The following is a 14,755-nucleotide window of genomic DNA, read 5'->3' on the forward strand; positions in this document are numbered from 1 at the left end:
AAAAATTCCTAATTATCAAGATGGTTAATCAACAAACTGCTATATATCGTATATTAGATGCTAACCTCGATCGAGCCAGAGAAGGATTAAGAATTATCGAGGAATGGTGTCGTTTTGGCTTGAATGACAAAGAAACTGCGGCTACTTGTAAAGAAATGCGCCAAGAATTAGCTAGTTGGCATACCAATGAATTGCGTACAGCAAGAGATACCCCCAATGATCCGGGTACTGACTTAACCCATCCTCAAGAAGTTGAAAGAGAAAGTTTACAAGATTTATTACAAGCAAATTTATGCAGAATACAAGAAGCGCTAAGAGTTTTAGAAGAGTACGCTAAATTATACGAAGTTGAGTTTGCAGGTGCGATGAAACAAATGCGCTATCGAGTTTACACTTTGGAAAGTAAATTGTTAGGCCAATCTCGGTTTAAATTATTAGATCAATGTTCATTATATCTAGTGACTTCCCCTGTAGATAATTTTTTCGCCGTAGTAGAATCAGCTTTAAAGGGAGGTTTAAAATTAGTACAGTATCGTCATAAAGATCAAGATGATTTAATCAAATTAAAAGAGGCTTATAAGTTAAGACAGTTATGCAATAACTATGGTGCTTTGTTTATTGTAAACGATCGAATCGATCTTGCCATGGCAGTTAACGCAGATGGAGTACATTTAGGCCAAACAGATTGCCCTGTAGGTTTAGCTAGACAAATCTTAGGTTTTAGTAAAATTATCGGTAAATCCACCACTAACCCTCAAGAAATGGCAAAAGCTATCAGTGATGGTGCTGATTATATCGGAGTAGGGCCAGTTTACGAAACACCGACAAAAGCAGGTAAAAAAGCTTCGGGATTAGAATATGTCCGTTATGCTCAAAATAATTCCACAATTCCTTGGTTTGCCATTGGTGGTGTAGATAGTAATAATATTCGAGATGTCATTAAAAGTGGAGCAAAGAAAGTCGCAGTAGTAAGGGCGATTATGGAAGCGGAAAATCCAACAGAAGCAACAAAAAATCTTCTCAAAAACTTTTAATGTCCCCTTCTGTTTCTCCTCTTATCCTCTTTAAAAGCTCATACTGTAGATAGAATCTAAAAAATTATTCCCATTCAAAACACAGATAGTGTCAATCACACTTCAAAAGAGATAGAGATTGTAGTGATATAATCGCTTTAGTTGAACCATTAATCAATACTAATTTAAGAAAATGATTTTAAGCGAAACAGAAGTTAGAGAAAAACTATCAACCCTTCCCGATTGGATTACTAGAGATGGAACTATTAATGTTACTTACAAATTTAAAGATTTCATTCAAGCGATCGAATTTGTAAATCGTCTAGTAGTCCCATCAGAAAAATCAGGACATCATCCTGATATTTTTATTTCTTACAATAAGGTAACTATTAATCTCACATCCCACGATGAAGGTGGAATCACTCAAAAAGATTTTGATCTTGCTCATGAAATTGTTGATATTGTTAATAGTTTAATGATTAAATAATCGGGAAGAATCCATAGGAGAAAGGAATTTATTAATTTCCAATTCCCCATTCCTAATTTATTCAAAACCCATAATTCGAGCTACTTCTTGTAAATCTGCTTTAATACCCGATCGAATGCCACTTTCGCTAGTTTTCATGGCATTATCAGGATCTTTTAAGCCATTACCTGTTAAAACACAGACAACTGTACCATTATCAGGAATTTGCTCTTTTAATTTTAGTACTCCAGCAACAGAGGCAGCACTAGCTGGTTCACAAAAAACTCCTTCATCTCGTCCTAAAATACGATAGGCTTCCAAAATTTCGCTATCGGTAACGGCGTTAAATTGTCCGTTAGATGCTTCTCTGACTCCTAATGCTTTTTCCCAGTTTGCAGGATTTCCAATTCTAATAGCCGTGGCTACAGTTTCTGGTTTTAATACTTGATGTCCTTCCACAAAAGGAGCTGAACCGGCCGCTTGGAATCCCATCATTTGTGGCAGTCGATCGCAACGATTTTCACTATGATATTGACAGAAACCCATCCAATAGGCTGTGATATTTCCGGCGTTACCCACAGGAATAGCTAACCAATCAGGCGCATAACCCAAAGTATCTACCACTTCAAATGCTGCGGTTTTTTGTCCTTCTAAACGATAAGGATTGACAGAATTAACTAGGGTTACAGGGTAATTATCAGCAATTTGACGCACAATAGTTAACGCATGGTCAAAATTACCTTGAATAGCCAAAACTTCTGCACCGTAAATTAATGCTTGAGCTAGTTTTCCCAAGGCTACATAGCCATCAGGAATAATTACAAAGGCTTTCATTCCAGCTCTGGTAGCATAAGCCGCCGCCGCCGCCGAAGTATTGCCTGTACTTGCACAAATTACAGCTTTTGCTCCTGCTTCTTTGGCTTTAGAGATTGCCATTGTCATACCCCGATCTTTAAATGATCCAGTAGGATTCAATCCATCATACTTTACAAATACTTTCACGTTACGACCGATCATATTGGAAATAACGGGGACAGGAATTAAAGGGGTATTACCCTCTCTTAAGGTAATAATAGGAGTTTCTGGAGTGACGGGCAAATAGTGTTTATATTCCTCAATTAAGCCTCTCCAGCCTGTTCTTAAATGATGACTTGTGTTAGTTGGATGAAATTTCGTCGCTACCACGGGTATTAAATATAAATAGACAATACTTTCAATTATGCCATAAATGGGAATTATAAAAATTCACAGTCATTATTTTTCAATTTGACACTATTTCTACATTGTCAGTTATTACGATATGAACCATTTTGCTAGATAATAAATCAATTAGTTATTTCCCTCGATCGATGTGAATAGTAGTAAGAAAAAATCCTTAGCCAGTATTGCCGGAATAGTCGCTATAGCGACTTTTATTAGTAAAATATTTGGGTTGGTGCGTGAACAAATCGTCGCCGCAGCTTTTGGGGTAGGTATTGTTGTTAATGCCTATGCTTATGCCTATGTTATTCCCGGATTTTTATTAATTTTGTTAGGAGGCATTAATGGACCATTTCATAGTTCTTTAGTCAGTGTTTTAGCAAAAAGAGAACAAAAAGAAGCAGCACCCCTGATTGAAACTATTACCACTCTTGTCAGCACGATTTTATTATTAGTCACAATAATTCTTGTTATATATGCTGATAAATTCATTGATTTATTAGCTCCCGGATTAGATCCTAATGTGCGAGATATGGCCATTTTACAACTGCAAATTATGGCACCTTTAGCTATTTTTGCTGGGTTAATTGGGATCGGTTTTGGTAGTTTAAACGCTTCAGATCAATATTGGTTACCAAGTATTAGTCCTTTATTTTCTAGTTTAACTATTGTTATTGGTGTTGGCGGTTTATTTTGGTTTTTAGGAGATCAAATTAATGCTCCAGAATATATCCAATTTGGCAGTCTAATGTTAGCAGGAACAACTCTTGCTGGTGGTGTTTGGCAATGGTTAGCACAACAATTAACTCAGATTAAATTAGGCATTAGTACTTTAAAATTACGTTTTGATTGGGGTAGAGAGGGGGTTAATGATGTCATGAAAGTAATGGCACCGGCAACTCTTTCTTCTGGAATGTTACATATAAATGTTTACACTGATTTATATTTTGCTTCCTATATCGAAAATGCGGCAGCGGCGATGCGTTATGCTAATTTTATTGTTTTAACTCCTTTGGGCATTATTTCTAATATGATATTAGTGCCTTTTTTGCCAGTGTTTTCTCGTTTAACAAGTCCTGAAAATTGGGAAGAATTAAAAGTAAGAATTAGACAAGGACTAATTTTGTCCGCTTTAACAATGCTTCCTCTCACTGCTATTTTTATGGCTTTATCTAATCCTATTGTGAGAATTATTTATGAAAGAGGAGTGTTTAAATCTTCTGATTCAGGTATTGTTGCACCAGTATTATTTGCCTATGGTGTGGGAATGTTTTTTTACTTAGGTAGAGATGTTTTAGTTAGAGTTTTTTATGCTTTAGGTGATGGTCAAACTCCTTTTAAAATTAGTATTGTTAATATTTTTCTTAATGCTATTTTAGATTATTTATTAGTTAAAGAATTTGAAACTCAAGGTTTAGTTTACGCTACGATCGGAGTAAATGTACTTTCTACGATCGCCATGATTTGGATTTTACATAAACGTTTAAATGGATTTCCTTTAAAACAGTGGATTTTTATTTTTACTATCTTAGTAATAGCAACTGTTATTTCTGGTTTTGCTTGTTGGGGAAGTAATGAATTTTTGTGTTTTTTATGGGGGGAAAAAGGTTTATTAATACAATTAATTAACTTATTTTTATCAAGTTTAATTGCTGTGGGAATTTTCCTCTTATTAATTATGCCTTTAAAATTACCTGAATTAGAAATTTTATTCTCTAAAGTAAGTGGCAAATTTTCCCGTAGATAATTTATATCTTTTCATTTTTAACAACTAAATATAATTTTTTACTCGGTTTTATTGATTAATAATTTGGTTTAATTTTCCACTGCGATAACCTTCTAAATCAAGAGTAACGTAAGTAAAACCTAGAGATTGAAAATGACTAACTATTTCAGGTAAATTTGCTTTCAAAACAAACTCTGTAATTTGTTGCGGTAGTAGTTCAATTCTTGCCGTGTCTCGATCGTACCTGACTCTTAAATTACTATATCCTAATTTTCTGAGATAAATTTCTGCTCTGCCAACACGATGTAATTTCTCAAAAGTAATTTCTTCTCCATAGGGAAAACGAGAAGATAGACAAGGTTGAGAAGGTTTATCCCACCATGGCAATTCCAAAATTTTCGTCATCTCTCTTACTTCCACTTTAGTTATACCAATTTCGGCTAAAGGCGATCGAACTCCTCTTTCTTTTGCCGCTTGAATACCGGGGCGATAGTCTTGTAAATCGTCAGCATTTACTCCATCAATCACATAAGGATAATCTTTTTCTAGGGCAAGAGGTTTAAGTTTATCATGTAACTCACTCTTACAAAAATAACAACGATTGACAGGATTAGATGTATAGTTTGGATTCTTCATCTCCTCTGTTTCTATCAACTCATGGTTAATACCTATAATTTGTGCTTGTTGTTGTGCCTCGTCTAATTCTTCCGGTAATAAAGAAGGTGATACTGCTGTAACTGCGATACTTCGATCTCCCAGCACGTCATAAGCAATTTTTGCCACCAAAGTACTATCAATCCCTCCAGAATAAGCAATTAAAGCCTTATCCATTGACTGAAAAATACTACGCAAGTCTTTTAATTTTTCTTGAATCATAATACGAAAAATATCTATAGTAATTTACAAAAAGATAGTTTGAACCTTTACTCTACCGTACCAAAAAAATTCTCAGATTTTTCTTAATACTATCCTCTGGAACTTACAGAATATTGCAATGTTTATCCCTTTTTATGTAATAATTCTTAAAGAACTTTTAAGATTTGTTTTACATAACGTCATGAGTGAAGCCGCCAAAGAAAAAACTTTAGCCGAACAAGCACCGCCGAGTTATGAATGTCGTTCCTGTGGTTATACTTATGTACCTTCTAAGGGTGATAGTAAAACTAATATACCAGTAGGTACTTTATTTACAGATTTACCTAGTAACTGGCGTTGTCCTGTATGTGGTTCAAGTCGTACTGCTTTTACTAATATCGGAGCACAAGATGCACCCTCAGGATTTGCAGAAAATCTAAACTATGGTTTTGGTGTAAATCAATTAACCCCCGGACAAAAAAACCTTCTTATTTTCGGGGCTTTGGCTTTAGCTATCTTATTCTTTCTCAGTTTATACGGATTGAATTAATTAGAAATTATATTTTTGGAAATAACAATGAATTTTTTATTCGATCGACTCAAACAAATTTTACTATTAGTAATAGTCGGTTTTCTCTGTGTAAGTTGTTCTAATGTACCATCTATCAGTGAAAACCCATGGAAATATATCAACTTAGATACCGATGCAATTTTAGCAGATCTAGCTTTTACCAGTGATTCTAATCACGGTTGGTTAGTCGGCACAAAAGCTACCTTGTTTGAAACTAATGACGGTGGCGATACTTGGCAACCAAAAACCATTGATCTAGGGGAAGAAAAAGTTAGTTTTACTGGGATTAGCTTTAATGATAACGAGGGTTGGATTACAGGACAACCTAACGTATTGTTACACACAGCTAACGGTGGTGAAACTTGGGAGCGTATTCCTTTAAGTGATAAACTTCCGGGTATTCCTTATGATATTATTGCCCTTGCTCCTGATACCGCAGAAATGGTCACAAATTTAGGGGCTATTTATAAAACCACTGATGGTGGTAAAAGTTGGAAAGGCTTAGTTGAAGGTGCCGTGGGCGTTGCCAGAAGTATTAATCGTTCTGCTGATGGTAAGTATGTCGCAGTTAGTGCTAGAGGTAATTTCTATTCCACATGGCAACCCGGAGATACGGAATGGACTCCCCATAACAGAACTTCTTCAAAAAGATTACAGAATATGGGCTTTTTTGATGATGATCGACTATGGTTGATAGCTAGAGGCGGACAAATTCAACTCAGTCAATCTCAAGATTTAGAAAATTGGGATGAACCGATTAACCCTGAATATTCTGCCAGTTGGGGATTCTTAGACTTAGCTACTAGACAAGGTGATGAGGTTTGGGTTGCTGGAGGAAGTGGTAATCTTCTCGTTAGTCGTGATGGTGGTTTAACATGGGAAAAAGATCGAGAAATTGAGTCTGTACCCTCTAACTTATATAAAATCGTTTTTCTTGATCCCGATCGAGGTTTTGTTTTAGGAGAGCGTGGTGTTCTGTTAAAATATAATACTCAGAATGCGGTCTAAGTTAAGTCGCAAATGTTGTACATTAGTTAAATAGTAAAAAAAATTTAGGAGGCAATGCTTTTATGGCTGGAGATACAGGTGAACGTCCATTTACTGATATTGTAACCAGTGTGCGTTATTGGGTTATCCATAGTATCACTATTCCCATGCTTTTTATCGCTGGTTGGTTATTTGTAAGTACTGGTTTAGCTTATGATGCTTTTGGTACTCCCCGCCCTAATGAATATTTCACTCAAACCCGTGAGGAATTACCAATTATCAGCGATCGTTATAAAGCAAGTCAACAAGTCGAACAATTTAGTAAATAGATAAAAAAGGTAAATAAAATATGACTAATAGTCCTAATCAACCAATTTCATATCCTATTTTTACTGTCAGATGGTTAGCCGTACATACTTTAGCCGTACCTTCTGTATTTTTCATCGGTGCGATTACCGCCATGCAATTTATTCAACGATAGGAGAGAACAATGGACAGAAATCAAAATCCGAACAGACAAAGTGTAGAATTAAACCGTACTTCCCTTTATTTGGGTTTATTATTTATTGCGGTGCTTGGTGTTTTATTCTCTAGCTATTTCTTTAACTAAAAACTAATTTAACTAATATAGGAGGTTTGATCATGGGAGAAGCAAGAATCCCTTTGTGGATTGTTGGCACAGTAGCCGGAATGGGTGTTTTAACTGTAGTGGCATTATTTTTCTATGGTGCTTATGCTGGTTTAGGTTCTTCATTATAATTTAGTTTTTGAAAAATTAAATAATTGATCGGAAACTGCTCTGGAATTAAATTCTGGGGCGTTTTTTTGTCCTAAAATTTAATACTTTCAATAAACACTAAATTTTATTATTTCCAGATAACTTTGGTTCTAAAGGTGATAAACTTAAAACTTATAACAAAATGTAGCAGTGCACAGAACGTTAGTATTGAATTTGAATACCATAAAATAGCTTAATCACCGTGATTCAATTCATCGAAATCGGTGGTTTTCCCTAAAGGTAGAAACTATCTTATTCAAAATCATAGTAAAAGTTTTCTGTCATAATTTAAAAATTCATTATATAACTAAGCTAAATTATTTATCCTATTGATAATTTATCTCTTTTCTCTCAGAAAAAGGATCATAACAATTTGCATAATTAAATTGGCGTAGATTATGATTATTTATTATTGAATTGTATTTATAATTTATTTTATTTAGTTCTTGCAATTAAACATAAATATAACAGTCTCTTTTGGATTTGTGCAAATCAAATATTAACAAAAATGCTAAACGTCTTATATCTATATAGAACAATTCCTATAGTATAAATAAGACTTTTATACATTGTTTTAAGCAAATAATTGCATTAAATCGAATTTTTCATATAAGTAAATTTTAAATAAAATTATTAATTAACCCTTTAAGTAAAATTTTTCAATCATTGATTTTAGTTTATTAAATATGTCAACTTTACATGGTAGTTTTTTAATAAAAAATAAAGAGAAATATTTTTTTATTTGGAGTGAGGCTTGGAAGCAATTAGAAAAGGAAAAATATGATTTAGAAGCAGAATATTTATATGTTTACCCTTTTTTAATAGATAACCCAAATCAACTATATTCATTATTAAAAGAGAATAACTATCATAATGTTTGTGAAGAAAATATAGATAAATTAGAATCAAAATGGCAATGGGAAATGGTATTATTTCCATCTCAAAAAAAACCTAAATCTAAAACTGTTATTCCTCTTTTATATGAACATTATGTAACTATTCCTAATAAATTAAGTACAGTTATTTTATATCCTTGGGAAGTAGGCGGATTTAAACTTAATGTACAGGAATTATTAGGTTTTTTGGCAAAATTACCCTTAAGTAAAGTTGATCATGTTGGTTGCGATTTAAGATTTTGGAGTCATATTTATCGTTGGGGTTTAGACTTAATTTGTCGTCGTAAATTTCTCCCCGGAATAGATGAAAAAAATCATAGTTTTTGGCAACCTCTATTAGATAGTAATATTGATCAAAGTAGATTAACCCATTTTATCCAATCAATGCCTTCAATGAGTCGTTGTTATGTGGAATCAGAAGATGATCCAATTATTCCTCAACAACAAATAATTTTAGATTTTCTTCGCACAATTTTAGATGCTCAAATTCGTCAATTATTATCAAATATTTCTTTGAGTAATAATAGTGATATTACTATTCAATCATGGCTAGAATCATTAAATAATAAGGAAAAACAGAGTTTTAATTTATCTTCTCTTGATAGTAAAAGATTAAAAACTGCTTTCGATAATTGGACATTACCAATACAAGATAACTTAATTACTTCAGATTTTCAATTAATTAAAAAACAGTACCGAATTTGTTTTAAATTACAACCCCCTATTGCTACACATCAAACTGATAATTATGATAATTGGTGTTTAAATTATTATTTACAAGCATTAGATAATCCTGATTTTTTAGTCGCAACAGAAAAAGTTTGGCAACACCCTAATCCTGATTTACAAATAGACGATCGAGTAATAGAAAATCCTCAAGAAATAGTGTTAAAAGGATTAGGATTAGCCAGTAGATTTTATGAACCGATCGCCGAAAGTTTATCAGAATCTATGCCTAATTTCTGTAAATTAAACGCCATTTCGGCTTATCAATTTATTCGAGGTGTAGTGTGGCAGTTACAGGATAATGGTTTAGGCGTCATTTTACCACAAGGTTTAAATAGTGGCGTTGATGAACAACGTTTAGGAGTTAAAATTGAAGCGAAAGTTAACCTTAAAAAAGGTGAAAGATTAAACTTAAATACCCTTTTAAACTACAACTTAAAAGTTGCTGTAGGAGATAAGACTTTAACACAAAAAGAATTTCATAATTTATTAGCTCAAAAATCTCCTTTAGTGGAAATTGATGGGCAGTGGTTAGCTTTACAACCGGCTGATGTTAAAGCCGCAGAAGACATCTTAAATCAAGCAGAAAATAATATTAATTTAACCGTAGAAGATGCTTTAAGATTAAGTAGTGGTAATGGAGAAACGATCGCCAAATTACCTGTTATTGCCTTTGAAAGTAGTGGAGCATTGGCTGATTTAATTAATAGTATTAATGATAATCAAAAAATTAATATCTTACCAACTCCGAAAGGTTTTGAAGGTAACTTAAGAGAATATCAAAAAGCTGGATTTAGTTGGTTATATTTTCTGGAAAAATGGAATTTAGGTGCTTGTTTAGCTGATGATATGGGATTAGGTAAAACGATTCAATTAATTGCTTTTTTACTGACTTTAAAAGAACAAGAATTATTAACAAAACCTAATCTTATTGTTTGTCCTACGTCTGTATTGAATAATTGGGAAAGAGAGATCAAGAAATTTGCACCATCTTTAAAAGCAATTATTCATCATGGGGAACAAAGAAGTAAAGGAAAAGAGTTTCTTAAAGAAGCTGAAAAAATTGATATTATTATTACCAGTTATGCCCTAATTTATCGTGATTTTGACACTTTAAATATGGTAGAATGGCAAGGAGTTATTCTTGATGAAGCTCAAAATATTAAAAATCCTCAAGCGAAACAAACTCAAGCAGTACAAGACTTAAAATCAGAATTTAGAATTGCTTTAACAGGAACTCCTGTAGAAAATCGTCTCTCAGAATTATGGTCAATTTTACAATTTTTAAATCCAGGATATTTGGGAACACAACAATTTTTTCAACGACGTTTTACTATCCCCATCGAAAAATATGGAGATCAACATTCTTTACAAATTTTACGATCGCTTGTGCAACCTTTCATCTTACGTCGTTTGAAAACAGACAAAAATATTATTCAAGATTTACCAGAAAAACAGGAGATGAATGTTTATTGTGGTTTATCTAGTGAACAAGCCCAATTATATCAAAATTTAGTTGATGAATCTTTAGAAAAAATTAATGAAACCACGGGAATTAAACGTCATGGATTAGTGTTAACTTTATTGATGAGATTAAAACAAGTATGCAATCATCCTGCCCATTTATTAAAAGAAGAAAAACTCGATTTTTCTCCTAGATCTGGTAAATTATTAAGATTAGAAGAGATGTTAGAAGAAGTAGTTGCAGAAGGAGATCGAAGTTTAATATTTACTCAATTTACAGAGTGGGGAAATCTATTACAGCCCTATTTAAAGCAAAAGCTAGGGGTAGAAGTACTGTTTTTATCGGGGAGTACAAAAATTGAAAAACGTCAAGAAATGGTCGATCGTTTTCAAAATGATCCTCAAGGACCACCTATTTTTATCTTATCTTTAAAAGCTGGGGGAACGGGATTAAATTTAACAAAAGCAAATCATGTTTTTCATTACGATCGATGGTGGAATCCTGCGGTAGAAAATCAAGCAACCGATCGAGCTTTTCGTATAGGACAAAAACAAAATGTCCAAGTCCATAAATTCGTTTGTAGTGGAACATTAGAAGAAAAAATTAATGATATTTTAGAAAGTAAAAAACAACTCGCAGAACAAACAATTAATACAGGAGAAGACTGGTTAACAGATTTAGATACAGATCAATTAAGAAATTTATTAGTGTTAGAAAGAAATGCTATATTATAGCGTTATCACATATCTTAAAATATGCTATAATATTATGGCATTAACGGGATGTAGCGCAGCTTGGTAGCGCACTTCGTTCGGGACGAAGAAGTCGCAGGTTCAAATCCTGTCATCCCGATTTCTCCAAAATCTTTATTTACTATAGATTTTAGATTTTTTGTATTTAAGCTCTAGTGACTAAATCATAAATCATTGAAAATTAAAAGTTAAACTATATTACAACATCAAAAACGAAAAGACTAGATTATGTAATATAAAATTATTTGTGAAGATATGGAAAAGGAAAAAGTATTTATAATTGAGACAAACTGTTTCTAAATTGATTTTAGAAAATTTTTAACTAAATTTAATTGTTTTGTAGCTACGATTTTGAGCACTTTATTTTTCAAGGTTTTGTACATCGAACTGAGGTAATAACCTATCTTCACCAAAACGTTTTTTCAGTAAACTTTATTTAATTTTGTATTTTTATGATACGCTCTCCATTTTTACAAAAAGGTGACAATTTATTAGCGATCGCACCTAGTGGAACATTAAGGCAAAAAGAAAAAGAGAAATTTGAGCAAGGGTTAGAAATTTGGCAAAAAAATGGTTATAACATCGTATTAGAAAAAAATTATTTTGAACAAGAAGGTTATTTGGCAGGAAAAGATCAAATTCGTCGATTAGCTTTAAAAGAAGCATGGCTTAATCCCAAATATAAAGGAATTATTTGTGTTAGAGGTGGTTATGGTGGTGCTAGATTATTGGAAAATTGGCAGTGGGATTCTATTGCTAAGACAAAATGGTTAATCGGTTTTTCTGACATAACTAGCTTATTGTGGAGTTTATACAATCAAGGAATTATCAGCGTTCATGGTGCAGTATTAACTACATTGGTGGAAGAATCTCCAGAATCACTACAACGATTATTTGACTATCTGGAAGGAAAATCTCTGAAACCTTTATACGGAAATGGTTGGGGTAATGGTAAAGCAAAAGGAAGACTTTTAGCTGGTAATTTGACGGTTGCAACCCATTTACTCGGTACAAATATTTGTCCAGACCTTGATAATGTAATATTAGCTTTTGAAGATGTACAAGAAGCTCCTTATCGTCTCGATCGAATGTTAACCCAATGGCGATTAATGGGAATGTTTCAAAAAGTTAAAGGTATTCTTTTAGGTAGGTTTAGCGATTGTAATCCTCCTCCAAATCTTCCGAGTTGGAATGTCAATGAAGTTCTAGTCGATCGACTCCAAGATCTTAATATTCCCATTATAAGTGACTTACCTTTCGGTCATGACGGCGTAAATAACTGTTTGCCAGTGGGAGAGTTGGTAGAAATAGATGGCGATCGTGGAGAAGTTCATTTTCATATATAAGTCAACAAAAAAAGGGGCTTAAGCCCCTAACTCTAAGATTTATCTAATTTTTTCATTCATATTCAGTTGAAATCAAAGCAACTATACAATAACAGCCATTTTAACTTCATTGGTGTTAAGGATGTCTTGTAACTCGTCAGCGTCAACAGTTTCTTTTTCAATTAACATATCAGCTAATTTATCTAAAACAGAGCGATTTTCGAGTAAGACTTGTTTTGCTCTTTGATAGGCTTGATCTACTAATTTTTTCACTTCTTCATCAATGGCGGAAGCTGTACAATCAGAGAAATCACGATCGGAAGCAATATCACGTCCCATGAAGACATTACCATTTTGACGACCTAATGCAACAGGCCCAAGACGATCGCTCATACCGAAACGAGTAATCATTTGACGAGCTACCCGTGCAACTTGTTGTAAATCATTGGATGCTCCAGTAGTAACTTCTTCCTCACCGAAGATAATTTCTTCTGCTATACGACCGCCTAAAGCTACGGCCATCTGATTTTGAAGGTACGAACGGGAATATAAGCCGGATTCCATACGATCTTCACTAGGTGTAAACCATGTTAAACCACCTGCTCGGCCACGGGGAATAATACTAATTTTTTGTACAGGATCATAGTCTGGCATTAATGCTCCTACTAAAGCGTGTCCCGCTTCATGATAAGCAACTAATTCCTTACGTTTTTGGCTCATTACTCGATTTTTCTTCTCAGGACCGGCTAAAACTCGATCGATAGCATCGTTAATTTCATCCATAGAAATTTCAGTCAAGTTACGACGAGCGGCTAAAATAGCGGCTTCATTAAGAAGATTAGATAAATCTGCACCTGTAAATCCGGGAGTACGACGGGCGATTTTTTCTAAGTCCACATCACTAGCGAGAGTTTTACCACGAGCATGAACGTTCAGAATCTCAGAACGACCGGCAAAATCAGGACGATCAACTACCACTTGGCGATCGAAACGACCGGGACGTAATAACGCAGAATCAAGAACATCAGGGCGGTTCGTAGCCGCAACAATGATGATACCAGTGTTACCTTCAAAACCATCCATTTCCGTTAACAATTGGTTTAAGGTTTGTTCCCGTTCATCGTTACCACCACCTAAACCCGCACCTCTTTGACGACCAACTGCATCAATTTCATCAATGAATACAATACAAGGAGCGTTTTGTTTTGCTTGTTCAAATAAATCACGAACACGAGAAGCACCCACACCCACAAACATTTCCACAAATTCCGAACCAGAAATGCTGAAGAAAGGAACTCCTGCTTCTCCTGCAACGGCTTTAGCTAAAAGAGTTTTACCAGTTCCGGGAGGGCCTACTAATAAGACACCTTTAGGAATTTTTGCACCAATAGCGGTGAAACGTTCACCATTTTTTAAGAAGTCCACAACTTCGGTTAACTCTAATTTTGCTTGTTCAATTCCAGCAACATCACTAAAAGTAACTTGGGTTTGAGGCTCCATTTGTACTCTGGCTTTTGATTTCCCAAAGTTCATGGCTTGAGATCCGGGGCCACTGGATGCACGACGGAGTAAGAAAAATAACCCGACTAATAGTAAAATGGGGAAAAATAGACTACTTAAGGCTCTGAACCAGAAACTTTCGTCACTTTGAGGTAAAACAGAAATATCTACCTTATTTTCGGATAAAATGTCAATTAATTGGGGATCATTAGGTAAATTTACTAAAAATCTTTGTCCGTCTCTAGCAGTGGCTACCGCTTGAGTTCGATCGGCACTTAGGTTAACTCTTTCTACTTGATCACTTTGAACTTCACTAATAAATTGACTATATTTCCAACTTAATTGATTTGTTTGAGGTCGATCGAGAAAAACTGTTCCTAGTGCCACCACTACAACGGCTAAAATGGCATACAGACCGATATTGCGCCATTTCTTGTTATTTTTGCTCACAGGTTAATAGCCTCCTATACATTTATGTTTATTTTATCAATTACT

14 protein-coding genes and 1 tRNA gene are annotated in these 14,755 nt (G+C 34.1%); 12 read left to right on the plus strand and 3 right to left on the minus strand.

The genetic code is table 11. From position 1 onward, the window contains the following. The first annotated feature begins 20 nt into the window (after nucleotides 1–20). Nucleotides 21–1,034, plus strand: coding sequence for a thiamine phosphate synthase (locus GM3709_RS12275; RefSeq protein ID WP_066119736.1), 1,014 nt, complete (start codon nucleotides 21–23; stop codon nucleotides 1,032–1,034). Between the two features lie 172 nt (nucleotides 1,035–1,206). Next, on the plus strand, nucleotides 1,207–1,500 hold the full coding sequence (locus tag GM3709_RS12280; RefSeq protein ID WP_066119738.1) for a 4a-hydroxytetrahydrobiopterin dehydratase: 294 nt from the start codon (nucleotides 1,207–1,209) through the stop codon (nucleotides 1,498–1,500). Between the two features lie 57 nt (nucleotides 1,501–1,557). Here the strand turns inward: GM3709_RS12280 and thrC are convergent, their stop codons facing one another. Beyond that, complete coding sequence (gene thrC / locus GM3709_RS12285) at nucleotides 1,558–2,670, minus strand: threonine synthase (RefSeq protein WP_066119740.1); 1,113 nt, start codon at nucleotides 2,668–2,670, stop codon at nucleotides 1,558–1,560. A 160-nt stretch (nucleotides 2,671–2,830) separates the two neighbouring features. On the opposite strand from thrC, the gene murJ reads away from it, so the two are divergent. Beyond that, the gene (gene murJ / locus GM3709_RS12290) at nucleotides 2,831–4,426 is read left to right on the plus strand and encodes a murein biosynthesis integral membrane protein MurJ (protein ID WP_066119742.1); all 1,596 of its coding nucleotides are present in this window, start codon (nucleotides 2,831–2,833) and stop codon (nucleotides 4,424–4,426) included. Between the two features lie 48 nt (nucleotides 4,427–4,474). Here the strand turns inward: murJ and larE are convergent, their stop codons facing one another. Continuing rightward, entirely contained in the window at nucleotides 4,475–5,281 is an 807-nt protein-coding gene (gene larE / locus GM3709_RS12295; RefSeq protein ID WP_066119744.1) for an ATP-dependent sacrificial sulfur transferase LarE, read from the minus strand. Nucleotides 5,282–5,462: 181 nt separating this feature from the next. On the opposite strand from larE, the gene GM3709_RS12300 reads away from it, so the two are divergent. The 9 genes from GM3709_RS12300 to GM3709_RS12335 all read left to right on the plus strand — a co-directional run bounded on the left by GM3709_RS12300 (nucleotide 5,463) and on the right by GM3709_RS12335 (nucleotide 12,781). Beyond that, nucleotides 5,463–5,810 carry a rubredoxin gene (locus GM3709_RS12300; protein ID WP_066121903.1) on the plus strand — a complete coding sequence of 116 codons (348 nt, stop codon included), beginning with the start codon at nucleotides 5,463–5,465 and terminating at the stop codon, nucleotides 5,808–5,810. Between the two features lie 27 nt (nucleotides 5,811–5,837). Further along, nucleotides 5,838–6,839 carry a photosynthesis system II assembly factor Ycf48 gene (locus GM3709_RS12305; protein WP_144439441.1) on the plus strand — a complete coding sequence of 334 codons (1,002 nt, stop codon included), beginning with the start codon at nucleotides 5,838–5,840 and terminating at the stop codon, nucleotides 6,837–6,839. A 62-nt stretch (nucleotides 6,840–6,901) separates the two neighbouring features. Continuing rightward, nucleotides 6,902–7,147: a cytochrome b559 subunit alpha gene (gene psbE / locus GM3709_RS12310; protein ID WP_066119746.1), complete on the plus strand. Its 246-nt coding sequence runs from the start codon at nucleotides 6,902–6,904 to the stop codon at nucleotides 7,145–7,147. 20 nt (nucleotides 7,148–7,167) lie between these two features. Next, on the plus strand, nucleotides 7,168–7,299 hold the full coding sequence (gene psbF / locus GM3709_RS12315; protein ID WP_066119748.1) for a cytochrome b559 subunit beta: 132 nt from the start codon (nucleotides 7,168–7,170) through the stop codon (nucleotides 7,297–7,299). A 9-nt stretch (nucleotides 7,300–7,308) separates the two neighbouring features. After that, a complete protein-coding gene (locus GM3709_RS19200; protein ID WP_071828045.1) occupies nucleotides 7,309–7,428 on the plus strand; it encodes a photosystem II reaction center protein L in 120 nt (39 codons plus the stop codon). A 29-nt stretch (nucleotides 7,429–7,457) separates the two neighbouring features. Beyond that, a complete protein-coding gene (locus tag GM3709_RS12320; protein WP_066121907.1) occupies nucleotides 7,458–7,577 on the plus strand; it encodes a photosystem II reaction center protein J in 120 nt (39 codons plus the stop codon). A 705-nt stretch (nucleotides 7,578–8,282) separates the two neighbouring features. Continuing rightward, a complete protein-coding gene (locus GM3709_RS12325) occupies nucleotides 8,283–11,417 on the plus strand; it encodes a DEAD/DEAH box helicase (RefSeq protein ID WP_066119750.1) in 3,135 nt (1,044 codons plus the stop codon). 44 nt (nucleotides 11,418–11,461) lie between these two features. After that, nucleotides 11,462–11,535 (plus strand) — tRNA-Pro (locus tag GM3709_RS12330). A gap of 352 nt (nucleotides 11,536–11,887) precedes the next feature. Continuing rightward, nucleotides 11,888–12,781: an LD-carboxypeptidase gene (locus tag GM3709_RS12335; RefSeq protein WP_066119752.1), complete on the plus strand. Its 894-nt coding sequence runs from the start codon at nucleotides 11,888–11,890 to the stop codon at nucleotides 12,779–12,781. An 81-nt stretch (nucleotides 12,782–12,862) separates the two neighbouring features. Here GM3709_RS12335 and ftsH3 read toward each other — a convergent pair whose 3' ends face one another. Beyond that, the gene (ftsH3, locus tag GM3709_RS12340) at nucleotides 12,863–14,710 is read right to left on the minus strand and encodes an ATP-dependent zinc metalloprotease FtsH3 (protein ID WP_066119753.1); all 1,848 of its coding nucleotides are present in this window, start codon (nucleotides 14,708–14,710) and stop codon (nucleotides 12,863–12,865) included. Nucleotides 14,711–14,755: the final 45 nt, after the last annotated feature.

This window comes from Geminocystis sp. NIES-3709 (assembly GCF_001548115.1).
In the GTDB taxonomy this organism is placed as follows: Bacteria; Cyanobacteriota; Cyanobacteriia; order Cyanobacteriales; family Cyanobacteriaceae; genus Geminocystis.